A 25,533-nucleotide genomic window follows, 5' to 3' on the forward strand; every position below is an offset into this window, starting at 1 on the left:
TCTCTCCTAAACCGCTTCAGCTTTTTGTTTGGCTTGTTCAGCCTTGGCTTTTTTTGCTTGGGCAACACTGTCTAAGTGCATATCGAATGCTGCAACCGCGACATCATAATCGGTTTCATAGTCACCCGTGGCTTTCGCCTGCTTCATGTAGTCTTGCATCCGTTCATAGTCCGTTGGCATGACGCGAACAAACATAGCCAGAGCCTTGTCCCAATCGGCTAGCAATTCTTTGGCAACGTCTGAGCCCGTATAAGCGAGATGTTTTTCAAGCAAATCTTTCAGCTCGGCAGCTTCTGCGGCATCTTCAATGCCACCAAGTCGGACCATTTCCATGTTACAACGCGAAGCAAACTGCTGACTACGGTCGAGCACATAGGCGACCCCACCAGACATCCCTGCTGCAAAGTTACGACCAGTTTCGCCAAGAATAATCGCCTTACCGCCAGTCATATATTCACAACCATGATCACCAACACCTTCGACAATGGCAGTGACCCCAGAGTTACGGACACAGAAACGCTCTCCTGCAATCCCATGAATATAGGCTTCGCCTGAGGTACCGCCAAAGAAGGCCACGTTACCAACAATAATATTGTTACGTGCTTCAAATGGAGCTTTGCGATCAGGATAAACAATTAGCTTCGCGCCGGATAAACCTTTGCCGAAGTAATCGTTAGCATCGCCTTCTAACTCAAACTTAATACCTTTCGCTGCAAAGGTCCCAAAACTTTGGCCTGCGCTACCGTTAAATTTAACCTTAATAGTATCTTCCGGTAGCCCTTCTGAGCCATAACGTTTCGAGATTTCGTTCGACAACATCGTACCCACACTTCGGTTGGTATTAATAATTGGAGAACTAAGCGCTACCGCTTTACCACTTTCTAAGGCTTCGCTGGCTTGTTTAATTAACTCACGATCAACAATATCGTGAATCAAATGCTTCTGCTCTTGGCTACGATAAAGTGTCTCGTCACCATCCACTTCTGCTTTATACAAGATTGGCGATAGGTCAACCGCTTTGTACTTCCAGTGATCAATGTCATCACGCTGAGTCAAACATTGGCTTTGCCCAACCATCTCATTGATGCTGCGAAAACCAAGTTCAGCCATAATTTCTCGTAAACCTTCCGCCATCATCTTGAAGAAGTTGACCACATGATCAACTTGACCAGCATAACGTTCACGTAAACGGCGATCTTGAGTGGCAATCCCAACTGGGCAAGTATTTAAATGACACTTACGCATCATCGTACAGCCTTCAACAACAAGTGCTGCGGTAGCCACCCCCCACTCTTCGGCACCTAGCAAAGTGGCGACCGCCAAATCACGAGGTGTTTTTAGTTGACCATCGGCCTGTACCGTAATACGACTGCGTAATTTATTCTGAATCAAGGTTTGATGCGTTTCAGCTAAACCTAATTCCCATGGTAACCCAGCATGTTTAATAGAGCTCAGAGGAGATGCACCCGTACCACCATCGTAGCCAGCGATCAATACCACATCGGCGTAGCCTTTACACACACCCGAAGCAATCGTACCAACACCCGCTTCAGACACTAACTTAACGTTAATCCGAGCATCACGGTTAGCATTTTTCAAATCGTAAATAAGCTGAGCTAAATCTTCGATTGAATAAATATCGTGGTGTGGTGGGGGTGAAATGAGACCCACACCTGGCGTTGAACCACGGGTTTTACCAATCCATGCATCCACCTTATCACCAGGAAGTTGACCACCTTCACCAGGCTTAGCGCCCTGCGCCATCTTGATCTGTAATTCTTCGGCATTCGCCAAATAATGACTAGTTACCCCAAAACGACCCGATGCAACCTGTTTGATCTTAGAGATCATTGAGTCGCCATTCTCCATCGGTTCGAAACGAATCGGATCTTCACCGCCCTCACCAGAATTACTCTTGCCACCAATGCGATTCATGGCAATGGCTAAGGTGGTATGCGCTTCCCAAGAAATTGAACCAAAACTCATCGCACCAGTAGCGAAACGTTTTAGGATCGTTTCAGCTGAATCCACTTCATGTAATGGAACACTAGGGCGATCGGACTTAAATTTAAGTAAGCCACGCAAGGTGAATGCTTCTTTCGCCTGATGATCAACTTCTGCCGCATATTCTTTAAATACTTGATAGTTATTGGTCGAAGATGCATTTTGCAATAAACGGATCGTGGTTGGATTAAATAAATGACGCTCGCCATCTTTTCGCCAGGCATAATCGCCGCCAGTGCTTAAGATCAAGTCCCTAAATGGATTATCATCCGTCGGAAAACCTTCGCGATGTCGATTTAAGGCTTCCGTAGCAATCGAATCTAAATCCATGCCTTCAATACGGGTCACGGTACCAGTGAAATACTTGCTCACAACCTCAGAGTTAATACCGAGCGCTTCAAAGATTTGTGCACCTTGATAGGATTGCAACGTAGATATTCCCATTTTAGAGAAGATCTTCAACAAACCACTATTAATTGCATAGGTATAACGCGAGATCACCGCGTCATTAGATAAACTACTATCGATGATTGCCTGGTCTCGCATATCGAGCAAGGTTTCTATCGCCAAATATGGGTTAACCGCTGCCGCACCATAACCTAATACCGTGGCAAAATGATGAGTTTCACGAATATCGCCCGATTCAACGACTAAATCGGCATGAGCGCGAATACCTTCTCGAATTAAGTAATGGTGAACCGCCGCTGTCGCGAGTACTGAAGGTACAGCCGCGTGGTCGCTATCAACTTTACGGTCACTCAAAATTAATATCGAGAAACCATCATCCACGGCATCTTTTGCATGTCGACAAATCCGCTCTAACGCCTTTTCTAGTTCACCCTCTTCGCCAGAGGCATGGAAAGTGGTGTGAATCGTCGCCGCTTGGAAGTGGTTATGGTCAATACTTCGTAACTTGGCCAATTGATCATTGGTTAACACCGGTTGCTTAATTTCAACTTTACGGCAGTGTAACGGTGTCTCTTCCAATAAATTTAAATCCGCACCCACATAGGTACGTAACGACATCACCATCTCTTCACGAATAGGATCGATAGGCGGATTGGTGACCTGAGCAAACAACTGTTTGAAATAATGGGATAAATGTGGGTTTTTATCCGATAACACCGCCAATGGTGTATCCGTTCCCATCGCGCCAAGCGGCTCTTTAGTGGTACCGACCATTGGCTTCAAAACCGCATTAACGTCTTCTTGACTATAACCAAATGCTTTTTGACGCTTGGCTAAACTATGCAAAGTGGCAAAACGATCGTTATATCCATCAGGAAGAGGCAGGTCGTCGATAACAATTTTATTTTCTTCAACCCATTTTCCATAGGGTTGCTTCGAGCAAACCGTGTGTTTTACTTCATCATCGGCGATGATGCGACCTTGCTCTAAATCAGCAATGAAAATTTTACCGGGCTGTAAACGGCCTTTTTGGACCACTTTAGACTGATCAACCACTAAAGCACCGGTTTCTGAGCCCATCACAACTAGGCCATCGTCGGTCACTAAATAACGTGATGGACGCAAACCGTTTCGATCCAGTGTTGCACCAATCACTTTACCATTGGTAAAAGAAATAGAAGCTGGGCCGTCCCAAGGTTCCATGATACAAGAGTAATACTCGTAAAATGCACGTTTCACTGGGTCCATGTTTTCTTGAGTTTGCCAAGCTTCCGGAACCACCATCATCATCACTTGCTCAAGCGGACGACCACTCAATACCAGCAACTCAACACACATGTCTAAGTTAGCTGAATCTGAACGCGTGATATCACACACTGGATGAATCATATCCAGCTCTTCTTTGCTAAAATTAACACTTGCAAGCAAAGATTCACGTGCTCGCATCCAGTTCACGTTGCCCTTCACCGTGTTAATTTCACCATTATGAGCGATGTAACGGAACGGTTGCGCTAAACGCCACGCGGGGAAAGTATTGGTTGAGAAACGAGAATGGAACATGGCAATGGCCGATACCACACGCGGATCCTGTAAATCCAAATAGTACTTTCGTACTTGCGCCGTGGTTAACTGACCTTTATAAACGATGGTTCGCGATGACATCGAGGCCATATAAAAGCTTTCATCGACACCAGTAACTGTGGCGTCAGCCAAGTGTAGCGAGTATTTACGTAACACAAACAGTTTACGTTCGAATACTTGTTGGTCAATATTCGCAGGACGAGCCACAAAAACTTGTTCAATTTTAGGTTCATTGTCAAGTGATGCTTGACCCAAACTAGAATTGTCCTTAGGCACCACACGGTAGCCTAGTAGACTTAGACCAAGTTTATTAATATTTCGATTTAAAATTTCTCGACATTCACGACGAATGGCTTCATCAGCAGGAAAGTAAACCATGCCCACGCCATACTCACCGGGATTCGGTAAAGCGAAACCCAGTTGAGTTGCTTCTTCTTTGAAAAACTCGTGAGGAAGCTGAATGAGAATACCAGCGCCGTCTCCACTATCGACGTCACACCCAGTGCCGCCACGATGCTCCATGCAAGTTAGCATAGTCAATGCGTTTTCGATCACATCATGACTTTTTCGCCCTTTTAAATGGGCAACAAATCCGATACCACAGCTATCGTGTTCGAATTCAGGCCGATAAAGGCTCTTATTGTGTTGAGTTATGTTTGTCATCCAGTAATTCCTATTTACTGCTATATTGAAGTTATTCAGACCGTGAGACTGCTCACTTCAATAGTATTTTCATTTAAAGAGGAGCCACGCCATCTATCGATGATGTGTGAACAATCGCCTTTGTTAGATGATTATCCTTTAAACCTCCAAAACAACAGCATTCAATAACGCAGGAGTTAATCCATTCGTCACGAAAGTAAAGGAAATGCTACCACAGATATAAAGCGAATTTCAGACTTGATTTGAAATAAAACGCATTTTTTTTTCAAAATAGTCCATAACAAACTAAAAAAACGAGTTTTTTTTCACATTTTGTGCAGAAAAATTCACTATCAATAGTTAACAAAGGTCAAATAAATCACAAAGGTAATAAAATAACGTAATTTGCCAACAGCGCAGACTATGATCTGGCAGAAAGCCCTTTCGTGATAGATTTTGTACTAAATACAAACCAAAGGACTCACCTTATATCAATCTAAGTCATGATCTGTTCATTCTTGCTAGCCTAAATCACCACAACAGCGTTATGTATCTTGTGATTAGAGCCACGAATTACTGCGCTTCATGGTTCGTTATCAGCAGATTTATTTGCTCAATAAGCTGGTCATGTAATTAATCAGATTGGTATTAGTTTTTTTGCCTGCCCATCAATTCATCATACAAATTGGAGTCTGTCAATACAGTTCACCATTAAAAAGTAAATCATCGCGGCGGACACGACTTATTTAAACGCATCCAAGAATGATAAAAGTCTGCGGGTATATTCATCTAAAGAGTGTTAAAAATACTTGCCCGTATAATAGAAAGAAGCCTTTCAAGCTTTCTCTATCGACTCTCCCATATTTTAAACATAAAAAAACCAGCGACTCTGCGCTGGCTTTTAAAAGTACAAGATATGCAGACTAGACGTCAAATTGGCGCTGTAGAGGCGGCATGACCTGCTTCTTACGGCTTACCACGCCAGGTAAATCAATCACACTCCCCTCAAGTTTGCCACCTAGAGTACTGGCAACAAGCTCTGCTTCATCACTACAAATTAAACCCGTTGAATTCAAAGTTGTAATATCTGTTAGCAACACTAAAGCGGTGTGATAACCATTGGCTTGCTTTAGCGCAACGAGAGCTGTTTCCAACTCATCTAAACGCGCAAGCACTGGTTTTACCGACGTAAGTTCCAACTGAGCGATAGCAAACTGTTTACCATTAATTTCGTAAACCTTCTGATCGCGTAACACCAATTCTTCAGCGGCTACAGAAGCCACGTCTGATTTAGCTGCAAACTGTTCGTCAGCAAAAGCATTGATATCGCTAACCCCAGCAAGTTCAGCCAAAGCCTCGGCGGCTTGACGGTCTACAGGGGTGTAAGTAGGGGAGTTAAACTTAACGGTATCACTTAAAATAGCACCTAACATTAAAGTTGCGGCTTCTTTACTTGGCGTAATATTAGCTGCTTGGTACATGCTATAAACAATCGTACAGCTACAACCCACGGGACGGATCCAACATTCTAGTGGTTCCGCCGTCGTAATATCACCCAGTTTATGGTGATCAACAATACCGCGAATAGACGCTTTTTTAGCATCTTTAGGAGCTTGCCCCCAATCAGAGTAATCAATTAACCAGACTTCTTCACCAGCAATTTCGCTGCGGATCTCAGGCGCGTCAAAGCCAATTTTATCAAGTAAAAATTGCGCTTCAGGGTTCGGTGCGCCTTGAGCTATAGCAGTTGCTGGTGTGCCTTGCTTCGTTAATAACTCTGCTAAAGATATTGCGCCAGCAATACTGTCACAGTCTGGATTAGTGTGTCCTAAAACTAACATTGGTTATCCGTCTCACTTTGAACGATTAAGGATTAAGGCAAAGCGCCCTGTTAGCGGTGATCATAGGGCTATGCGCCATGGAGTGCAACTGTGCCTTCGTATTATCTAGTCGCAAAACGCTCTCAAGAATCAACAACAAGCAGCTATCTATATGTTTTTGTGACATTCTAATCAACCAGCGGTACGGTTTTAGATCTTAGATTTGATTCTCTTTAGCAAAAATATCGTTATACTAGAAATTCATTCTATCAAAACTTACCATTAACTCAGTCATAATACGGAGTGAAATAATGAATCAGCCCAGCACGATAAACTATAGCGCTGCATCGACACTGGAAACCAATAAGGTTTTGCGTAATACCTACGCCTTACTATCGATGACCTTGTTTACCAGTGCTCTTGCAGCATTTTTTGCGGTCATTGCCGGTATCGGCTCTATGGCATCAATGGTAATGATGCTTGGTGCGATGGGAATTGTGTGGTTTGTCCTCCCCCGTAGCATCAACTCTTCGATGGGACTTGTGTGGACTTTTGTATTCACCACCCTTATGGGGGGCTCATTAGGTCCGCTACTGACCCATTACCTACAGTTTCCGCAAGGTACTGCGATTGTGATGCAAGCCTTGGGAATGACCGGTTTGGTCTTCTTTGGCTTATCCGGTTATGTGCTGACCACCAAGAAAGATTTTTCATTCATGGGCGGCTTCTTATTCGCCGGTTTGATCGTTCTTGTGGTTGCTAGCCTACTGAACATATTTTTGCATGTACCAATGCTAAGTCTCACTATCAGCGGTGCGTGTGTGTTGCTATTCTCTGGTTATATTTTGTATGACACCAGCGATATTATCAGCGGTCGCGAAACAAATTACATCAGCGCAACCATTCGTTTGTACTTAGATGTGTTTAATATCTTTATATCACTACTCCACATTTTAGGCTTTTTAAACGACGACTAAGTCGACTAGGTAAGGATACCCACGCCCTGTTTTATACGGGGCGTTTTCATTTATGGCTTTAGTTAAATATAAAATCGATCCCTCCAGCTTAAATTGGGCTGTGGCATTAAAGGCCGCGAGTCTTGCGATCTTAATGCTAAGCCTAAGTCTAGTGTTTGACTTGGAACTGGCAATATCCCTAACCCTTGGGGTCGTTGCCGCAGGATTAGCTGATAGTCCCGACTTTTACCAGCAGCGCCTACAAAGTACCCTGCTAATGATGGGGTGCTTTACCCTCGCCTGCATTTCCGTGACCTTGCTTTACCCCTGGCCTTGGCTGTTTGCTATTGGCTTATTCAGTTCCACCTACTTGTTTATGCGAATGCCTGTTTTAGGACAAAAGTATGGCTCCATTGCCATGTGTTCGTTGATAATTGGTATTTATACCATGCTGGGATATAGCACTTACAGCAACCCATGGATGCAACCTCTGTGGTTGGTATTAGGTGCGCTCTGTTATGCGCTACTCTCCTTAGTTGCTAATGCTGTCGCCCCTAATCGCTGGTTAGATGCGCAACTGGCTCAAGTATTTCGGCAAATTAGTCTTTATCAACTGACCAAAACTCGTTTATTTCGACGGGGGGCTAATATCAGCGACATCCAGGTCCGCTTAACTCGCCAAAGTGCAGACATTGCAGAGCAACTCGGGGTGATTCGTCACGGCCTTTACGTTTATCAGCAACGGAATAAGCAGCTGGTGGGCTCTAGCCAGATGGACCGATTTTTTAAAGCGCAGCTACTCCACGAAAGGCTCAACTCATCTCACCTCGACTATGAGCGGCTACAAAACGTTCTTCCTCGGCAATTGTTAACTGACACCCGAGCCATCATGGTCCGTATCGCACGAGCCATTGGTGCCAGTCAACTTGACAAAGATGTAGAATTACAACTCAATCAAGCCATCGATACCTTAGAAGAACAACGAGCACAACTTCCCCTGTTGCCTCCTCGTTTTGAATATTTATTAAAAAACTTAAAAAAAGTCACTGCATTGTGCTTTAACGAACAAGCTTTTCCCGAACCAGAAAATCGGTTTTCTCCTTTTAAGACCCTATCGATAAAACAATATTTACAACAAGCTTTTGATCTAAAGCTACAGGTCAATCGTCACGCCTTGCGAATGGCCTGCACCATGGTGATTGCCTATGGTTTAATCTTGATCATGAATGACGAGCACGCATTTTGGTTGATGCTAAGTTGTCTATTAGTCATTAAGCCCAACTACCATGAGACTAAAAAGCGAGTTGGGAAACGGGTATTCGGAACCATCGCAGGAGTATTTGTCGCCGCAGGTTTAAGTTATTTAAACCTTCCCGATTCAGTGAGTATCGGTTTGCTGCCGATATTAGTGTTGATGTTTTTTTTATTTTTTCATTTCAACTATGCAATTTCAGTGGCTTTTATCACCATTTTTGTTGCAATGTCTCTGGATTTACAAGGTTATCCCGCCAATGAAGCTCTAACCATTAGAACCATTGTCACCTTGATTGGCGCGTTAATGGCTTTAGCATCAATGCGTTATTTCTGGCCTGACTGGCAACATAAGATCAGCCGTAAAATTGTGAGTCAACTATTTGCCAATATAGCAGCTTATCAAGGTGCCATTTTCCAGCAATATTTCAGTACGTCTCCGGCAGAAAGCACCGAATTTCGCTTAAATCGTTACCACGCTTATCAAAGCGAGGCCGAATTGGTTCGTCATTGGCAATACATGCTAGCCGAGCCTAGTGACAAACGTCGACTTTCTCCTGATCTCTACCACTTAGTTGGTATGAGCCACAATTTACTATCTCACTTGTCAGCCTTATCAACCCATCGAAGCCAATTACAATCTGGATATGCGGCGAATCAATTGGCTAAATTAGGCGAGCAAATAAATGGCGAGTTGGAGCTAATGCACGATTACCTACTATTATTTTCTGACCAGCGACCCAGTTTAAAACCACAACATGAGCGACTACTTACCGAAATCAATAAATTATTGCCAAAACTAGTCGGTGACGAATTGCTAATTGCTTACCAGTTACAACTAATATGCAAAGACTTACAGCAAATTCGCCAATTATTATTAAATGGTCGATGGTAAACTTAGCGGCAACTTATAGTGATTCAAAAGGTTTATTAAGACACAATGATTGAGTTTAATGGGCAGCGTTATCAAACTGACAAGAATGGCTACTTACTCGACTTAGAGGCATGGTCAAAAGAGCTCGCAGCACATATTGCCCAACGAGAAGGTATCGAGATGGGTGAAGCCCACTGGGAAGTCGTCATATTTGTAAGAAATTTCTACCTAGAGTTTAATACCTCCCCTGCAATGCGTGCCTTAGTCAAAGCAATGGCCAAAAAGTTTGGCCCCGACAAAGGCAATAGCCGCTACTTATATAAATTATTTCCCGATGGGCCCGCCAAGCAGGCCACAAAAATTGCGGGCTTACCCAAACCAGTCAAATGCATATAAAAAAAGCGCCTCGGGCGCTTTTTTTATAATTCTATGAAACTATACACTAATTCGTTCTAGCCCGCCCATATAGGGAACTAATGCTTCTGGAATAGTAATGCTACCATCTGCGTTTTGATAATTTTCTAAAATTGCTACTAGGGTGCGACCCACCGCCAAACCAGAACCATTTAATGAATGTAATAACTCTGGCTTTTTAGCGCCATTAGGACGGAACCGAGCCTGCATTCGACGAGTTTGAAAATCTTCACAGTTAGACACCGATGAGATTTCACGGTAAGTATTTTGCGCAGGAACCCACACTTCTAAATCGTAAGTTTTCGCTGCACCAAAGCCCATATCACCAGTACACAAAGTCACCACACGGTAAGGTAAGTTCAGTTTTTGTAGAATATTTTCTGCATGTTGACGCATTTCTTCTAAGGCTGCGTAAGATTTTTCGGGATGAACCAATTGAACCATTTCAACTTTATCAAATTGGTGTTGGCGGATCAGACCGCGTGTATCTCGCCCATAAGAACCCGCTTCGCTTCTAAAACAAGGCGTATGAGCGGTCATACGGATCGGCAACTCGGCTTCTTCCACAATACTATCGCGCAACATATTAGTTAAGGGCACTTCGGCAGTTGGGATCAGACTCATGCCGATCCCTTCTTCTGTTGCAGGCTGGGTATGGAACAGATCTTTACCAAACTTAGGCAACTGACCAGTACCGTAGAGTGAATCAGCATTAACCAAGTAAGGTACGTACATCTCTTGATATGCATGCTCTTCGGTATGCGTATCAAGCATCAATTGAGCAATAGCGCGATGCAGCTTAGCAATTTTACCCTTCATGACAATAAAACGAGAGCCACTAATTTTGACCGCATTAGCAAAATCTAAACCTTGTAAATCGGAGCCAACATCCACATGATCTTTCAGCTCAAAGTCAAAGCTCGGCAACTCGCCCCAGGTATGCAGCTCTACATTTTCCAACTCATCTTTACCAAGCGGTACGCTCGGATGCGGTAGATTAGGCACCGCTAGAGAATAATCTTTAATTTCGTCTAATAGCGCATTTAATTCGGCTTTAGCAGCATCGAGCTTTTCACCTAATTGGCCAACTTCGGCTAACAAGGGGGCAATGTCTTCGCCGCGCCCTTTCGCTTGCCCGATGGATTTGGAACGAGTGTTACGCTCATTTTGCAGTTCTTGGGTAAGAACTTGTAATTCTTTACGGCGACTCTCTAAAGTCGTCAAACGAGCTACATCTAGTTCAAATCCTCGAGTTTTTAAGCGCTGAGCAGTGCTCTCTATATCGCTTCGCAACAAATTAGCGTCTAACATTCAATAACCTACTTCCAATTCAATGAGTAAAAAACAGTGGATGCGGCTTGCAATTGCTAGTTAGCCACATTTACGCTGCTTCAATAAAATTTATAAGTCGCCATTATAAAGCAACTCATAGCAGACACAATCGGGCTTTCTACTTGTTTTAACAAAAAAATGCCGTAAATAAGCTGAACTAGGAATAATCAGCCTTGCTAGCCAGACGACAAATAAACTAAAGCCTGAAAGCCACGATTCAGCGATCCTGAGGCCCCCGTTTAAACGACATCATCACCGCTAAACTCTCAGCCTATTCTGCTTGCTGATCGAGCTGTTTTAGATAAGCCAATTTCTCTGCAATCTTTTGCTCTAACCCACGACTTTGTGGGTGGTAAAATTGCATCCCCGTAAGCGCGTCAGGTAAATATTGTTGTCCGGCGGCATAAGCATTGGGCTCATCATGTGCATAACGATATTCCGCACCATAGCCTAACTCAGCCATTAGCTGGGTCGGAGCATTTCGCAGGTGCACAGGCACCTCGGTATCACCGTACTCTTTCGCCGCCGCTCTTGCGGCTTTAAATGCCGTGTATACGGCATTACTTTTAGCGGCACATGCCAAATAAACAACGGCTTGAGCAATCGCCCGCTCGCCTTCAGCGGCCCCAACCCGAGTATAACAATCCCAAGCACTCACTGCGATTTGCATGGCCCTAGGATCCGCATTACCAATGTCTTCAGAGGCAATCGCCAAACAGCGTCTCGCCACCGCTAAAGGATCCCCACTGGCTTCTAAAATTCGACAATACCAAAATAAGGCTGCATCGGGAGATGAGCCCCGAATAGATTTATGCAAGGCAGACAATAAATCGTAATATTTGTCTCCTCCCTTATCGATATGGCTATAACGTTCGCCAGCCACCTGCTTTAACAAATCAAAACAAAGCTGTTTACCGCTACTACTAACTTCCGCTAATTCAGCCATCATTTCCAGCAAGTTTAAAGCTCGACGAGCATCACCACTGACTAACTCTGCTAGCGCTTCTAACACCCCTGATTCAAACTGCAAATTCTGCTGTTTTAAAATTTCATCATCACGAATCGCGCGTTCCAGTAGCTGCAAAATCGCCGAACTATCTAAAGACCGTAGCACGTAGGTTTTAGCCCGAGACAACAAGGCATTGTTCAGTTCAAAGGAAGGATTTTCGGTAGTCGCACCAATAAAAATTACCGTCCCATTTTCTACATAAGGTAAAAACGCATCTTGTTGACTTTTGTTAAAGCGATGCACTTCATCAACAAATAAGATCGTCCGTCGGCTCACTTGCTGATTTTGCTGCGCGCGCTCTATAGCCGCTCTCACCTCTTTGATACCGCCAGTTACAGCCGAGATTTTTTCAACTTCTGCATCCGCATAATATGCGGCCAACTCAGCGATAGTGGTTTTTCCTGTGCCAGGTGGCCCCCACAAGATCATCGAGTGTAGCTGACCTGAAGCTATCGCTTTATACAGCGGCTGCTCTTTAGCCAAAATATGCTTTTGACCCACATAATGAGCCAGCTCAGTAGGGCGCATCCGCGCCGCCAAAGGTCTAAAATCGGCGTCGAAGTTTAACTCAAAACTCATTAACGTTGGTCATCAATCATAGTATTGCTGGGAATGTCGAAGTGAAACAAACGGTCACTCAACTTAGGGTTCGCCTTAAAGGCTTGCAGGCTAAACTCACTTCGCTGGCCAGTACTTTCAATAAGATCAAAGCGAGCAATACTATTATCAGCATTGAGCTTCACCCAAAATGCTGCTTGTAGAGGATCGCGTTTAGATTTTACCAAGTAACCCTGATCAACCTTTTCAACTTGGTATTGCTGCCAACTCTCGTTACGGTCATCGGCCAACAAAATGAATGGTGACTGACGGATCGCTTCACCAGCACTCATAATTGTCACTTGCTCAACGAATGGACTGTAATACCAAATGGTCGTACCATCAGAAACAATCATGTCTTGTTCTGGGGCAACCTGTTGCCAATTTAATTTGGCAGGACGCGCTAAACTAAGCTTGCCTTCGGCTTGATGAATTTGACTACCATCAGCATCCAGCACCGTTTGCTTAAACTCGGCTTGGAAACTACTTAACGTCGACAAATGTTGCTTCAATTCGGTTGCCGCATCATTCGCCAATGCAACAGAGGATAAACACAACGCCACAATCACTGTACCCAGTTTTTTCATAAATAATTCTTCTTAATCAATTCTTACCGGTGGGGGCGCAAGTACTTCACGATTACCATTGTGTCCAGGCGCACTGACAATACCCTGCACTTCCATTTGTTCAACGATCCGCGCTGCACGGTTATAACCTATCTTAAATTTACGTTGTACGCCCGACACCGAGCCTCTGCGCGTTTCTGTCACATGCATCACCGCTTGATCAAACAAGGTATCAAGCTCTTCATCTGAATCAGCGACTTCCCCGGGGAGCATTGCATCCGGTCCAGCTTCACCATTCAAAATTTCATCGATGTAGTTTGGTTCACCACGCGCCTTCCAAGCGGAAACCACCGCATGTACTTCATGGTCATCGACAAACGCACCATGCACACGCGTAGGGACTCCAGTACCTGCTGGTAGATAGAGCATATCGCCCATCCCGAGTAACGTTTCTGCTCCCTGTTGGTCAAGAATGGTTCGAGAATCAATACGACTCGAAACTTGAAAAGCCATTCGTGTTGGGATATTCGCTTTAATTAGACCAGTAATCACATCCACCGAAGGACGTTGAGTCGCTAATATTAAATGGATACCCGCCGCCCGCGCTTTTTGGGCAATTCGAGCAATCAGTTCTTCTACTTTTTTACCAACAATCATCATCATGTCGGCAAATTCATCAATCACGACCACGATATGCGGCAGCTTTTCTAATAAGGGCGCCGTTTCGTCCATACTATCACCAGGTTTCCACAACGGATCAATGATCGGGTTTCCTGAATTGATGGCATCAACAACTTTCTGGTTGAAACCCTTAAGATTACGTACGCCCATAGCCGACATCAGCTTATAACGGCGTTCCATTTCTCCAACACACCAACGCAGTGCATTGGCCGCTTCTTTCATATCTGTCACAACTTCTGAGAGCAGATGCGGGATCCCTTCATAGACCGACAACTCCAGCATTTTAGGATCGATCATAATCAAACGAACATCGTCTGGTGTCGACTTATACAACAAGCTAACGATCATCACGTTAACCCCAACCGATTTACCAGAACCAGTGGTTCCCGCAACTAACAGGTGCGGCATCTTAGCCAAATCAACCACCACTGGTTGGCCCGCAATATCCTTGCCTAGTACCATCGTTAACGGAGATTTAGATTGATGGAATACGCTGCTATCAACCACTTCACTCAAATAAACAATTTCTCGATAACGATTGGGGAGCTCCAAACCAATCACCGACTTGCCGGGAATCACCTCCACGACTCGTACGCTAATGGCCGACAAGGCTCGGGCTAAGTCTTTAGACAAGTTGGTGATTTTACTCACCTTAACCCCCGGCGCCAAATCCAACTCGAAACGGGTAATCACCGGTCCTGGATGCACAGCCACAACGCTTGCTTGAATATTGAAATCCAGCAGTTTAGCTTCCACCAGCCGCGATACTTGATCTAATTCTTCTGCGGAAATTGGATTCTGTTTCTTGTCGGGCCTATCTAACAAGTTCATATCAGGCAATGGGCTTAAACGAGGCTGAGCGGGTTTAGACTTAACCACCTCAGCAGCCGTGGAAGGTTGATTGGTCATTGGCTGACTTGATTCAGTAAAAGGAATTTCTGGCATCGGCTCTGGGGGGCTCTGATCCAGGATAACACTCGGAGGGTCAACGGCTTCAGCTTCATAAGCAAACTCCACTTCTGCTTTAGCTTGGCTCAATTGCTCCTCGAAATCATCATCAAGATTAAAATGTGGCTCAACAGCGTGTAAAGATCCCTCGGTGACGGTGTCCAATGGCTCTTCAAAGCTCTCTTGCTGGGCAGTTTCACTGTCATCGAGAGGGTTAATAGCAGCTTCTTCTAGCTCTGGTTTACGCAAAGGCGCTTGATAAGTCTCATTGGTCGATTCATCCGCGGCAAGCCGTGATTGTTTGCGACCGCTAATTCGTTTCGGTAAATGAATCAGATTGGTAAACACTGAGCCTAAGCCCTCACCCAACAACTCAACAAACTGAACCCATGAAACACCTGTAAACAAGGTAATACTACCCGCAAATACGGCCAATAAAATAATGCTAGTACCCAATAAACCGAAGGTCGGGATCATTAACTGAGTGAAAATATCTCCCACTAAGCCTCCTGATGAAAAATAATAAAAATCGTCAATATGAATGCTCGCTAAGGTCGTTAAGCTGGCGAAAGTGAAAATGAAACCAATAAGGCGTAAGCCTAAAGTAAAAAAATCAACTTGGGCTATCGGACAGGGCCGCCAGAATAGCGCCCATGCTAAAAAGCCACAAACCAAAGGTACGCTATAGGCAATGAATCCAAAACTAAACAGCAGTAAGTCAGCAAACCATGCACCGGAGCTTCCCGCGGCATTGGCAATGCTTTGTTGAATAGCCGTTTGCGACCAACTTGGATCACTTGGGTCAAAGCTTAACAAGGCGACCATTAGGTATACTCCTAGCGCCCCCATAGCAATTGCGCCTACTTCGGCAATTCGGGCAAAACCAGACAATCTATTGTCTGTCATATCTGTCACAAGCGTTCCCTTGAGCTAATACCAACTTAAATAATACTCGAATCATTTTAACAGTTAAAAATCGATAATCACGGCTTTAAACATCGGACAATTGAACTCTCCGCTCACTTCCATCTCAGCCTTATCCTTATTGGTTTCGCGAACCATTTTGTTGACCATCGGCTTATCCTGAAGGATATAAATAAATCCAATTAAAATTTATCTTTGACTAAAAAACAAAACAAGCGGCTAAGCCGCTTGTTTTACTTTACCAAAAATGAATTGGAGGGGGAAACCGCTCGCTTAGTTTTTAATGACTAATCGATTGCTTTGCTTCACTTCTTCCATCACAACATAGGTACGGGTGTCGTTAACACCAGGTAAACGCAATAAGGTTTCACCTAACAACTTACGATAAGCGGACATGTCAGCTACACGTGTTTTCAATAGATAATCGAAATCGCCTGAGACCAAATGACACTCTTGGATTTCTTCAAGTTGTTGTACCGCATGGTTAAACTGTTCAAACACATCCGGAGCGCCACGATTCAAGGTGATTTCAACAAACACTAGCAGCGAGGCGTCTAAGTATTGTGGATTCAGAATTGCTGTATAACCGCAAATATAACCTTGACGCTCTAAACGTCGAACTCTTTCTAAACAAGGCGTAGGGCTTAATCCTACACGTTTCGACAATTCCACATTTGATATGCGGCCATCTTTTTGCAACTCATTAAGTATGTTGCGATCAATACGATCCAGTTCCTTCATTGGTCGACCTTTTGCTTCCATTAGTGGTAATACGTTTATTGTCCCTAAATATCTAAGTTATACCTGACTGTTTATGCATTAAAACTGGCAGTCATTGCATATGTTATGTGTTTATCCATTCCCACATAAATAAGTCATTACAACCAAGATACGGAGCTAAAACCCAAGTGAACAGACTTTTTTAAACTTTTGTTTTACGCCCGAGCATTATTTATTCCACAAAATTCACCGACTATCAAGTAAAAAGCCGAATTAATAGCTAGATAAATACGCATATCCATATAAAGTTTTATTATTTGCTGGAATTATATAAGCCGATTATGCTGCATCCATGAAAATATAGCTTTGCGTCCAACAGCATATTTTACGTAATTAGCGCTTGATATTGAGATTTACACCCTCATATTTTAAGCAAGAACTATAAGGAATGATAACCACCATGAGTAATGCGAATCACCACCAACTAATTATTCTTGGCTCCGGCCCAGCCGGTTACACCGCTGCCGTATATGCAGCGAGAGCCAATCTCAATCCGGTGCTTATTACTGGGATCCAACAAGGCGGTCAACTGACAACCACCACCGAAGTTGAAAACTGGCCTGGAGATGCAGAAGGTTTGACCGGACCAGTGTTGATGGAACGGATGCAAGCGCATGCAGAAAAATTTGATACGGAAATTATTTTTGACCATATCAATCAAGTGGATTTTCAAACAAAGCCTTATAAATTGAAAGGCGACAATCAACAATACACTTGTGACTCGCTCATCATCGCCACAGGGGCTTCTGCCAAATACCTTGGCCTTCCCTCCGAAGAAGCCTTTAAAGGTAAAGGCGTGTCTGCTTGTGCCACTTGTGATGGCTTTTTCTATCGTAATCAAAAGGTCGCTGTAGTGGGGGGGGGAAACACGGCTGTTGAAGAGGCACTCTATCTAGCGAATATTGCCTCTGAAGTGCATCTTATTCATCGCCGTGAAGAATTTCGTAGTGAAAAAATCCTCACCAAGCGTTTAATGGATAAAGTAAACAATGGCAACATTGTGTTACACCTCAATCAAACCCTAGATGAAGTATTGGGTGACGAGATGGGCGTGACTCATGTTCGTACCAAGCAAGTTCAAGATGGCAGTACCCAAGACATCGAAGTCATGGGCGCCTTCATCGCCATTGGCCATCAACCCAATACAGGCATTTTTGAGGGTCAATTGGCAATGAAAGACGGTTATCTCAAAATTCAGTCTGGCACCGAAGGAAATGCCACTCAAACCAGCATTCCGGGAATTTTTGCGGCTGGTGATGTCGCTGACCACGTCTATCGTCAAGCGATTACCTCTGCAGGCGCAGGCTGTATGGCGGCCTTAGATGCTGAGCGTTACTTAGATAGCTTACACGACTAAGCACTAGTTTATTCTCGCGACACCTTAAATTTAAAGCCGATAATCTTATCGGCTTTTTCATTTTGCCTTTTAAATCAAGTTTCTTGATAATCAACCACAAATCACTTCAGATAAAAAGAAACTTGTGCAGGCCATATTACTTGACACCGATAGCCCCTTTCCCGCAGTTAACCTTGCTTTAGATGATCCCAATGGCTTGTTAGCTATCGGTGCGGATCTAAACCCAACACGATTAATTTCGGCCTATCACCATGGTATTTTCCCTTGGTTTAATGAGGACCAACCCGTGTTATGGTGGAGTCCAGACCCGCGAATTGGCCTAAATTTATCAATGCATACCATCAATAAAAGTATGCGAAAATTCATCCGTAAAACCCCCTTACGAGTCACAATCAACACCAGTTTTGAAGCGGTGATTCGCAACTGTGCAGCGCTACGCGCCAATGAAACATGGATAAACCCCAACATGATAGAGGCTTATCTTAAACTTCATCAATTAGGACATGCTCACTCGGTTGAAGTGTGGCATCAACAACATTTGGTGGGTGGTTTATATGGCATCGCTGTCGGCAGTATGTTTTGCGGCGAATCAATGTTTCATCTAGAGAGTAACGCCTCCAAGCTGGCCTTTCATTTATTTTGCTACCATTTTAAATATTGGGGCGGCAGTTATATTGATGGACAGGTTGAAAATTCCCATTTACTTAGCCTCGGAATGCAAAACCTACCGCGGGCACAATTTATAACCAAGCTCAACCTAGCAAAATTGGACCAAATCAGTTCACAGTGCTGGTACCCGCAGGAACTAAAGCAATGCAATTACCCTTAGGTCTAAGCCAAGTAACGCCCTGCCCCTATTTAGCTGAACAACAAGAACAGCTATGTTTTGCGCTTTGTTCTAAACCAGAAAAGCAAGCCTATTACCCACAGCTCATTGAATTAGGTTTTAGGCGTAGCGGGCAAGAGCTGTATCGACCCCATTGCAGCGGCTGCCAGGCCTGTCAGTCCCTAAGGGTCGATGTGAATGCCTTTATACCATCACGCTCCCAAAAACGCGTCCTGAGCAAAACCAAAGATCTTCAGCTGGTATGGAGTAAACATTTAAGTAATCTTGATTACTGCTTATTTGAGCGTTACATCGAAGCGCGCCATCGTGACGGTAGCATGTACCCCACCAGCGAAGCCGCATTCCATCAATTTTTAAGCTGTGATTGGGCAGACACCCAATACTTACGTCTATATCAAGGCGACAGATTGCTTGCATTATGTGTAACCGATGTTTTCACTAATGGTTTGAGTGCCGTTTACACGTTTTTCGAACCCGAGCTGGCGAGCTTATCGCTCGGCTCTTTGGCTGTATTAAAACAAATTGAGCAAGCAAAACAACAAAAACGCAGATGGCTTTACCTTGGATACCAAGTGGATGATTGCAGAAAAATGAGCTACAAACAAAATTATACCCCGCATCAACGCTTTATTAATGATAAATGGCAATAGTTTTGGAGGATAAACTTTACACAAGGCGCTAAATCTGGCATTCTCCCAGCGTTTTTATAAGTGCGTGTCAAACAGAGGACTCAATGGCGAAAGAAGACAATATTGAAATGCAAGGCACAGTGTTAGACACCTTGCCTAACACAATGTTCCGTGTAGAACTAGAAAACGGACATGTTGTTACTGCCCATATTTCTGGCAAAATGCGTAAGAACTACATCCGCATTCTTACCGGGGATAAAGTTACGGTTCAATTAACACCGTACGACTTGTCAAAAGGGCGCATTGTTTTCCGCGCGCGCTAAACCGCTAATTACTCAGAGCAAGTAATTATTAAAAAAGCCAGCATTTAGCTGGCTTTTTTGCCTTCAACTCATTCAGACTATACCTCTGCAACCACATCTTCATATTGAAAATCTAATTGGCCATCTTTCATGGCAATATCAACATGCCCTCCATGATTAAGACGTCCAAATAAGATCTCATTTGCCAAGGGTTTGCGTAGCTGTTCGCGAATCACTCTTGCCATTGGTCGAGCGCCCATTGATTTATCGTAGCCCTGCTCCGCCAACCACAAACGAGCTTCTGTATTCACCTCCATTGAGACACCATTCGCGTCTAACTGCGCTTGTAGTTCAACAATAAACTTATCGACAACCTGTTCAATAATTTGTTCATCCAAGTGATTAAACCAAATGATATTATCTAAGCGGTTTCTAAACTCAGGCGCAAATATCCGATTAATTTCGGCCATGGCATCGAAGCTAAGATCTTGTTCTTTAAAACCAATACTTGAGCGATGGGTTTCTTTAACACCTGCGTTACTGGTCATAACCAAGATAACATTGCGGAAATCAGCATGACGCCCGTTATTGTCGGTTAAAGTACCGTGATCCATGACTTGCAATAGCAAATTAAACACATCTTCATGCGCCTTTTCGATTTCATCCAACAAGATCACACAGTGAGGATGTTTAAATACTGCGTCAGTTAATAAACCACCTTGATCAAAGCCGACATAACCAGGAGGCGCACCAATCAATCGGGATACCGCATGCCGCTCCATATATTCGGACATATCAAAACGAATTAATTCAACCCCAAGAGCCTTTGCTAACTGCTGAGTAACTTCGGTTTTACCAACCCCAGTCGGCCCGGCAAATAAGAATGAGCCAACTGGTTTTTGCTCTGCCCCTAAACCGGAGCGATTAAGGCGAATTGCATCGACCAATACATCAATCGCAGGGTTTTGACCAAATACCACCATCTTCAAGGTTTCGTTTAAATTTCGGAGTACTTCTCGATCGGATGAAGAAACTTTCGCCTCAGGGATCCGAGCGATTTTGGCCACAATGGCCTCAATATCACCGGCACCAATGGTTTTTTTACGTTTACTCACCGGCAACATACGCATACTCGCGCCAGCCTCGTCGATAACATCAATTGCTTTATCGGGTAAGTGACGCTCATTAATGTACTTAGCCGCTAATTCTGCCGCGCTACGCATCGCTTGCTTGGTATAACGAACCTCATGATGCGCTTCATAACGACTTTTCAAGCCCATCAAGATTTTGGTTGTATCCTCAACGGTAGGTTCAACCACATCTATTTTCTGGAAACGTCGCGCTAAGGCGCGATCTTTTTCAAAAATCTGATTATATTCTTGGTACGTTGTAGAACCCACACAACGTAACAAACCATTACTAAGCAATGGCTTAATCAGATTAGCTGCGTCCAACTGCCCACCAGATGCAGCTCCAGCGCCAATAATGGTATGAATTTCATCAATGAACAAAATCGCATTCTCGGCGTTCTCGAGTTGCTTCAATAAGGACTTAAAGCGTTTTTCGAAATCCCCCCGATATTTAGTTCCTGCCAATAAAGAACCGATATCTAAAGAATAAATGGTGGCATCTTTAATAACATCAGGCACATCTTCATGTACAATTCGATAAGCCAAGCCTTCGGCGATTGCTGTTTTACCCACGCCAGCTTCCCCCACTAACAGCGGGTTATTTTTACGACGACGACATAACACTTGAATAGTTCGAGATAACTCCTGATCACGACCAATCAGTGGATCAATTTTACCTTTTAGCACCAACTGATTGAGGTTGCTGGCAAAATTTTCTAGCTGTTTGCTTTCCTCCGATTGAAGGTCACTCTCAACAGCTCCCTGCTCTGCATCAGATTCATCTTCTTTACGGATCCCGTGAGAGATATAATTAACCACATCAAGTCGGCTAATATCAGCTTTTTTCAGAAAATAAACCGCCTGACTCTCTTGCTCACTAAAAATAGCGACCAAAACATTAGCACCACTAACTTCACTATTCCCAGAAGATTGCACATGAAAAACAGCACGCTGTAAAACACGTTGAAATCCTAAAGTAGGCTGAGTTTCACGCTCACTATCATCTTCTGAAATAACAGGCGTTGTTTGTTCAATAAAGCTACTCAATTCTTGAGTCAATTGGTTAAGATTAGCGCCACAAGCCACTAAAGCTTCTTTTGCTGAGGCATTTTCTAATAAACCCAACAACAGATGTTCAACGGTCATAAATTCATGTTGTTGTTGTCTTGCTTCTTTAAATGCTTGATTTAAAGTTTGTTCCAACTCTTTGTTTAGCATGCATAGGCCCCCTACAGACAATCAATACTACTTAGCTATGCTTTCTCCATGGAACACATCAGAGGATGGTCATTTTGCTTTGCATAACGATTTACTTGGGCAGCTTTGGTTTCAGCTACTTCTGCCGTAAAAATCCCACAAACTCCTTTTCCTTTATAATGAATGGTTAACATCACTTGAGTTGCTTGGTCTAAATCCATATTAAAATACAACTGCAACACTTCGATAACAAACTCCATTGGAGTATAGTCATCATTATTCAAAACCACCTTATACATTGGTGGTGGTTCGGTAACACTTTTGGCTTCTTTGGTTATTTCTTCAACATCCAGCCAGTCAGATAATTTGGTCATATGAAACTATAGTCTTAAAAATGCGTCTCTGTTTTCAACATAACTGCTTTGAGTTAACAACGCTAGTAGAAAAACTCATTGAAAACTTGACTGTAGTAAATATTTTACTAGATTGTTACACAGCTGACTTGAAAAAGTGTCGCAATTGACCAATCAAGTGAGTCTGGTAGGTAAATTTTATAGGGAAATGTCGTATGCCAAGCGGAACAGTTAAATGGTTTAACAACGCAAAAGGATTTGGTTTTATTTGCCCGGATACAGGCGGTGAAGATATCTTTGCCCACTATTCGACAATTCAAATGGAAGGTTACCGCACGCTAAAAGCTGGTCAACCCGTTCAATTTGAAACACAACAGGGACCAAAGGGTAGTCACGCGGTAAGCATCGTATTCGATGAGAGTCAAAACTAAAACCGCGCCAAGCCAAGAAAAAAACAAATGCCAGTCATCTAGACTGGCATTTTATTTTGCGCTAACAAATATATGATTATTTGCTGATCTCACAAAAAAGGCCAACAACCGATGCAGGCCTTTATATATACTGTGTTAAATCAACGTTTAGCGAAGATCATCGATGATCGCATTGAAGCTAAGACTTGGACGCATCGCGGCAGATGCTTTGTCAGTATCTGGTAAGTAATAACCATCAAGGTCTACACCTGATCCTTGTACTGAGTTTAACTGTCCAATAATCACAGATTCATTGATAGTCAACTTATCGGCAAGTTCTGAGAACGTAGCCTTTAGCGAAGGATCGGTATCTTGTTCAGCTAAACATTGAGCCCAATATAAACTCAGATAGAAATGACTGCCTCGGTTATCTAACTCTTTCACCTTACGTGATGGTGATTTATTTTTATCCAAGAAGATACCGGTGGCCTTGTCTAAGGTACTCGCCAATACGCTCGCCTTAGCATTGTCACTCACTTGGCCTAAATGCTCCAGTGACGCCGACAGAGCAAGAAACTCACCCAGAGAATCCCAACGTAGGTGATTTTCTTTGGTAAACTGTTGCACATGCTTCGGTGCCGAACCACCAGCCCCAGTTTCAAATAATCCGCCACCATTCATTAAGGGCACGATTGACAACATTTTGGCAGAAGTACCTAATTCAAGGATCGGGAACAAATCCGTTAAGTAATCACGCAACACATTACCAGTCACCGAAATAGTATCTAAGCCCTGCTTCACTCGTTCTAATGAATACAAGGTTGCTTCATCAGGAGACATGATTTGAATATCCAAACCACTCACATCATGCTCAGTTAGGTAGGTTTCAACCTTGGCAATCAGTTGAGCATCGTGAGCACGAGCACTATCTAACCAGAAAATTGCCGGCGTATTGGTTAAACGAGCACGATTAACCGCCAGTTTCACCCAATCACGAATGGGCGCATCTTTCACCTGACACATTCTGAAGATATCACCTTGATTGACCACTTGGCTCAGCAAGACTGTCCCATCATCGCTGACCACCTCAACCTTACCGCTAGCAGGAACCACGAAAGTCTTATCGTGCGAGCCATATTCTTCAGCTTTTTGTGCCATCAAGCCCACGTTAGCAACCGAGCCCATGGTGGTCGGATTGAATGCACCATGTTGTTTACAAAAATCGATAGTTTGCTGATAAATACCGGCATAACAACGATCAGGAATAACTGCTTTAGTATCTTGCTGCTGACCTTCGCTATTCCACATTTGACCAGAAGCGCGGATCATGGCTGGCATCGACGCATCAATAATCACATCACTTGGTACATGAAGGTTGGTAATCCCCTTATCCGAGTCAACCATCGCTAAGCTAGGACGCTGTGCGTACACCGCAGCGATAGCCGCTTCTATCTCGGCCTGTTGAGTACTATCTAAGTTTTTGATTTTTGCGTAAACGTCGCCTAACCCATTACTAACATCGACGCCCAACTCGTCAAATAATTCACCATATTTAGCAAATACGTCTTTAAAGAATACTTTCACCACGTGACCAAAAATAATTGGATCAGAAACCTTCATCATGGTGGCTTTCATATGCAATGAAAACAGTACGCCTTTCGCTTTAGCATCTTCAATTTCAGCTTCAATGAAAGAAGCGAGTTCGGCAACATTGAGCGCGGCGGCATCAATCACTTCACCCTCGAGTACCGGAAAAGCATCTTTCAAAACAAGCGCTTCACCCGCATCTGTTTTCAATTGAATAGACACCGAACCGGCTTGCTTAATGGTGGTAGACACTTCGCTACCATAGAAATCCCCTTGGCTCATGCTCGCCACATGGCTTAAGGAGTCTTTTGCCCACGCGCCCATCGAATGCGGGTTGTTACGTGCGTATTGTTTCACCGAGCCCGGTGCTCTGCGGTCAGAGTTCCCTTCACGTAATACTGGATTAACCGCACTGCCTTTCACTTTGTCGTATTTAGCTTTAGCAGTTAGTTGCTGCTCATTGCTTGGCTCTTCAGGGTAATCGGGCAAATCGTAACCTTGCGCCTGAAGCTCTTTTATCGCCGCTTTTAACTGCGGGAGCGAAGCACTAATATTGGGCAATTTAATGATATTGGCTTCTGGTTGGTTCGCCAACTCGCCTAATTCAGCCAAGGCATCAGAAGTCTGTTGTTGTTCAGTTAAGCACTCTGGGAAGCTAGCAATAATACGAGCAGCTAAAGAAATATCACGAGTTTCAACGAGCACACCAGCGGCGTTGGTAAACGCTTGTACTATAGGTAATAGTGAGTAAGTGGCTAAGGCTGGCGCTTCGTCCGTTAAGGTATAAATAATCTTTGACGTCATGTCGATCCCTAAAGTTGTGGTTGCTTTCACCGCGGCTATCACTGGTTAATCGCTCTAGTCCGCGCGCTAGTTAACAGTGACCAACAACATACGATAATCTCGCAGCTGTGGGCTAACCGGCCGATAATTC

18 protein-coding genes are annotated in these 25,533 nt (G+C 43.8%); 8 read left to right on the forward strand and 10 right to left on the reverse strand.

The window, feature by feature from the left end; all coding sequences use genetic code 11:
- Positions 1-6: 6 nt before the first annotated feature.
- On the reverse strand, positions 7-4,656 hold the full coding sequence (gene gltB / locus ACRRS1_RS12420; protein ID WP_432467695.1) for a glutamate synthase large subunit: 4,650 nt from the start codon (positions 4,654-4,656) through the stop codon (positions 7-9).
- Positions 4,657-5,558: 902 nt separating this feature from the next.
- Positions 5,559-6,476 (reverse strand): manganese-dependent inorganic pyrophosphatase, encoded by a 918-nt coding sequence (locus tag ACRRS1_RS12425; RefSeq protein WP_432452871.1) that lies wholly within the window; start codon positions 6,474-6,476, stop codon positions 5,559-5,561.
- 290 nt (positions 6,477-6,766) lie between these two features.
- On the opposite strand from ACRRS1_RS12425, the gene ACRRS1_RS12430 reads away from it, so the two are divergent.
- Genes ACRRS1_RS12430 through ACRRS1_RS12440 form a run of 3 tightly spaced genes read left to right on the forward strand, consistent with a single transcriptional unit; the run spans position 6,767 to position 9,932 of the window.
- Positions 6,767-7,432 (forward strand): Bax inhibitor-1/YccA family protein, encoded by a 666-nt coding sequence (locus tag ACRRS1_RS12430; RefSeq protein ID WP_432452870.1) that lies wholly within the window; start codon positions 6,767-6,769, stop codon positions 7,430-7,432.
- Between the two features lie 52 nt (positions 7,433-7,484).
- The gene (locus ACRRS1_RS12435; RefSeq protein ID WP_432452869.1) at positions 7,485-9,557 is read left to right on the forward strand and encodes an FUSC family membrane protein; all 2,073 of its coding nucleotides are present in this window, start codon (positions 7,485-7,487) and stop codon (positions 9,555-9,557) included.
- A 45-nt stretch (positions 9,558-9,602) separates the two neighbouring features.
- On the forward strand, positions 9,603-9,932 hold the full coding sequence (locus tag ACRRS1_RS12440; RefSeq protein WP_432452868.1) for a TusE/DsrC/DsvC family sulfur relay protein: 330 nt from the start codon (positions 9,603-9,605) through the stop codon (positions 9,930-9,932).
- A 39-nt stretch (positions 9,933-9,971) separates the two neighbouring features.
- Here ACRRS1_RS12440 and serS read toward each other — a convergent pair whose 3' ends face one another.
- The 5 genes from serS to lrp form a co-directional block, all read right to left on the reverse strand.
- On the reverse strand, positions 9,972-11,261 hold the full coding sequence (gene serS, locus ACRRS1_RS12445) for a serine--tRNA ligase (protein WP_432452867.1): 1,290 nt from the start codon (positions 11,259-11,261) through the stop codon (positions 9,972-9,974).
- A 292-nt stretch (positions 11,262-11,553) separates the two neighbouring features.
- The gene (locus tag ACRRS1_RS12450) at positions 11,554-12,870 is read right to left on the reverse strand and encodes a replication-associated recombination protein A (protein ID WP_432463331.1); all 1,317 of its coding nucleotides are present in this window, start codon (positions 12,868-12,870) and stop codon (positions 11,554-11,556) included.
- Positions 12,870-13,475, reverse strand: a complete 606-nt coding sequence (gene lolA, locus ACRRS1_RS12455; protein WP_432452863.1) for an outer membrane lipoprotein chaperone LolA — start codon at positions 13,473-13,475, stop codon at positions 12,870-12,872. Before lolA ends, ACRRS1_RS12450 begins: the two co-directional genes overlap by 1 nt.
- A gap of 12 nt (positions 13,476-13,487) precedes the next feature.
- Positions 13,488-15,989: a DNA translocase FtsK gene (locus tag ACRRS1_RS12460; RefSeq protein ID WP_432452862.1), complete on the reverse strand. Its 2,502-nt coding sequence runs from the start codon at positions 15,987-15,989 to the stop codon at positions 13,488-13,490.
- A 291-nt stretch (positions 15,990-16,280) separates the two neighbouring features.
- Complete coding sequence (gene lrp / locus ACRRS1_RS12465) at positions 16,281-16,769, reverse strand: leucine-responsive transcriptional regulator Lrp (protein WP_432452861.1); 489 nt, start codon at positions 16,767-16,769, stop codon at positions 16,281-16,283.
- A 418-nt stretch (positions 16,770-17,187) separates the two neighbouring features.
- On the opposite strand from lrp, the gene trxB reads away from it, so the two are divergent.
- The 4 genes from trxB (at position 17,188) to infA (ending at position 19,943) form a co-directional block, all read left to right on the forward strand.
- Positions 17,188-18,144 carry a thioredoxin-disulfide reductase gene (trxB, locus tag ACRRS1_RS12470; RefSeq protein WP_432467694.1) on the forward strand — a complete coding sequence of 319 codons (957 nt, stop codon included), beginning with the start codon at positions 17,188-17,190 and terminating at the stop codon, positions 18,142-18,144.
- Positions 18,145-18,268: 124 nt separating this feature from the next.
- Positions 18,269-18,973, forward strand: a complete 705-nt coding sequence (aat, locus tag ACRRS1_RS12475) for a leucyl/phenylalanyl-tRNA--protein transferase (RefSeq protein WP_432463333.1) — start codon at positions 18,269-18,271, stop codon at positions 18,971-18,973.
- Positions 18,958-19,641: an arginyltransferase gene (locus tag ACRRS1_RS12480; RefSeq protein WP_432467693.1), complete on the forward strand. Its 684-nt coding sequence runs from the start codon at positions 18,958-18,960 to the stop codon at positions 19,639-19,641. The genes aat and ACRRS1_RS12480 overlap by 16 nt, the downstream gene beginning before the upstream one ends.
- 83 nt (positions 19,642-19,724) lie before the next feature.
- Complete coding sequence (gene infA, locus ACRRS1_RS12485) at positions 19,725-19,943, forward strand: translation initiation factor IF-1 (RefSeq protein ID WP_016401030.1); 219 nt, start codon at positions 19,725-19,727, stop codon at positions 19,941-19,943.
- A 77-nt stretch (positions 19,944-20,020) separates the two neighbouring features.
- Here the strand turns inward: infA and clpA are convergent, their stop codons facing one another.
- Together clpA and clpS are read right to left on the reverse strand one after the other, a co-directional pair.
- Positions 20,021-22,270, reverse strand: coding sequence for an ATP-dependent Clp protease ATP-binding subunit ClpA (gene clpA, locus ACRRS1_RS12490; RefSeq protein WP_432459521.1), 2,250 nt, complete (start codon positions 22,268-22,270; stop codon positions 20,021-20,023).
- Positions 22,271-22,305: 35 nt separating this feature from the next.
- Complete coding sequence (gene clpS, locus ACRRS1_RS12495) at positions 22,306-22,623, reverse strand: ATP-dependent Clp protease adapter ClpS (RefSeq protein WP_432452856.1); 318 nt, start codon at positions 22,621-22,623, stop codon at positions 22,306-22,308.
- 194 nt (positions 22,624-22,817) lie between these two features.
- Between clpS and cspD the strand changes: the two genes are divergently transcribed.
- On the forward strand, positions 22,818-23,033 hold the full coding sequence (gene cspD / locus ACRRS1_RS12500; protein ID WP_432452855.1) for a cold shock domain-containing protein CspD: 216 nt from the start codon (positions 22,818-22,820) through the stop codon (positions 23,031-23,033).
- Between the two features lie 147 nt (positions 23,034-23,180).
- Here the strand turns inward: cspD and ACRRS1_RS12505 are convergent, their stop codons facing one another.
- Positions 23,181-25,403 carry an NADP-dependent isocitrate dehydrogenase gene (locus tag ACRRS1_RS12505; protein ID WP_432452853.1) on the reverse strand — a complete coding sequence of 741 codons (2,223 nt, stop codon included), beginning with the start codon at positions 25,401-25,403 and terminating at the stop codon, positions 23,181-23,183.
- Between the last annotated feature and the right edge of the window lie 130 nt (positions 25,404-25,533).

It is taken from the genome of Agarivorans sp. Z349TD_8 (genome assembly GCF_050870825.2).
Classification (GTDB): Bacteria; Pseudomonadota; Gammaproteobacteria; order Enterobacterales; family Celerinatantimonadaceae; genus Agarivorans.

What these genes read in the sequence shown, in the direction of transcription:
- ACRRS1_RS12460 (WP_432452862.1), bottom strand. Translation starts at nt 15,989, where the DNA reads ATGACAGACAATAGATTGTCTGGTTTTGCCCGAATTGCCGAAGTAGGC.
- ACRRS1_RS12480 (WP_432467693.1), top strand. Translation starts at nt 18,958, where the DNA reads ATGCAATTACCCTTAGGTCTAAGCCAAGTAACGCCCTGCCCCTATTTA.
- ACRRS1_RS12435 (WP_432452869.1), top strand. Translation starts at nt 7,485, where the DNA reads ATGGCTTTAGTTAAATATAAAATCGATCCCTCCAGCTTAAATTGGGCT.
- clpS (WP_432452856.1), bottom strand. Translation starts at nt 22,623, where the DNA reads ATGACCAAATTATCTGACTGGCTGGATGTTGAAGAAATAACCAAAGAA.
- lolA (WP_432452863.1), bottom strand. Translation starts at nt 13,475, where the DNA reads ATGAAAAAACTGGGTACAGTGATTGTGGCGTTGTGTTTATCCTCTGTT.
- ACRRS1_RS12505 (WP_432452853.1), bottom strand. Translation starts at nt 25,403, where the DNA reads ATGACGTCAAAGATTATTTATACCTTAACGGACGAAGCGCCAGCCTTA.
- ACRRS1_RS12450 (WP_432463331.1), bottom strand. Translation starts at nt 12,870, where the DNA reads ATGAGTTTTGAGTTAAACTTCGACGCCGATTTTAGACCTTTGGCGGCG.
- trxB (WP_432467694.1), top strand. Translation starts at nt 17,188, where the DNA reads ATGAGTAATGCGAATCACCACCAACTAATTATTCTTGGCTCCGGCCCA.
- ACRRS1_RS12440 (WP_432452868.1), top strand. Translation starts at nt 9,603, where the DNA reads ATGATTGAGTTTAATGGGCAGCGTTATCAAACTGACAAGAATGGCTAC.
- clpA (WP_432459521.1), bottom strand. Translation starts at nt 22,270, where the DNA reads ATGCTAAACAAAGAGTTGGAACAAACTTTAAATCAAGCATTTAAAGAA.
- ACRRS1_RS12430 (WP_432452870.1), top strand. Translation starts at nt 6,767, where the DNA reads ATGAATCAGCCCAGCACGATAAACTATAGCGCTGCATCGACACTGGAA.
- lrp (WP_432452861.1), bottom strand. Translation starts at nt 16,769, where the DNA reads ATGGAAGCAAAAGGTCGACCAATGAAGGAACTGGATCGTATTGATCGC.
- ACRRS1_RS12425 (WP_432452871.1), bottom strand. Translation starts at nt 6,476, where the DNA reads ATGTTAGTTTTAGGACACACTAATCCAGACTGTGACAGTATTGCTGGC.
- serS (WP_432452867.1), bottom strand. Translation starts at nt 11,261, where the DNA reads ATGTTAGACGCTAATTTGTTGCGAAGCGATATAGAGAGCACTGCTCAG.
- infA (WP_016401030.1), top strand. Translation starts at nt 19,725, where the DNA reads ATGGCGAAAGAAGACAATATTGAAATGCAAGGCACAGTGTTAGACACC.
- gltB (WP_432467695.1), bottom strand. Translation starts at nt 4,656, where the DNA reads ATGACAAACATAACTCAACACAATAAGAGCCTTTATCGGCCTGAATTC.
- cspD (WP_432452855.1), top strand. Translation starts at nt 22,818, where the DNA reads ATGCCAAGCGGAACAGTTAAATGGTTTAACAACGCAAAAGGATTTGGT.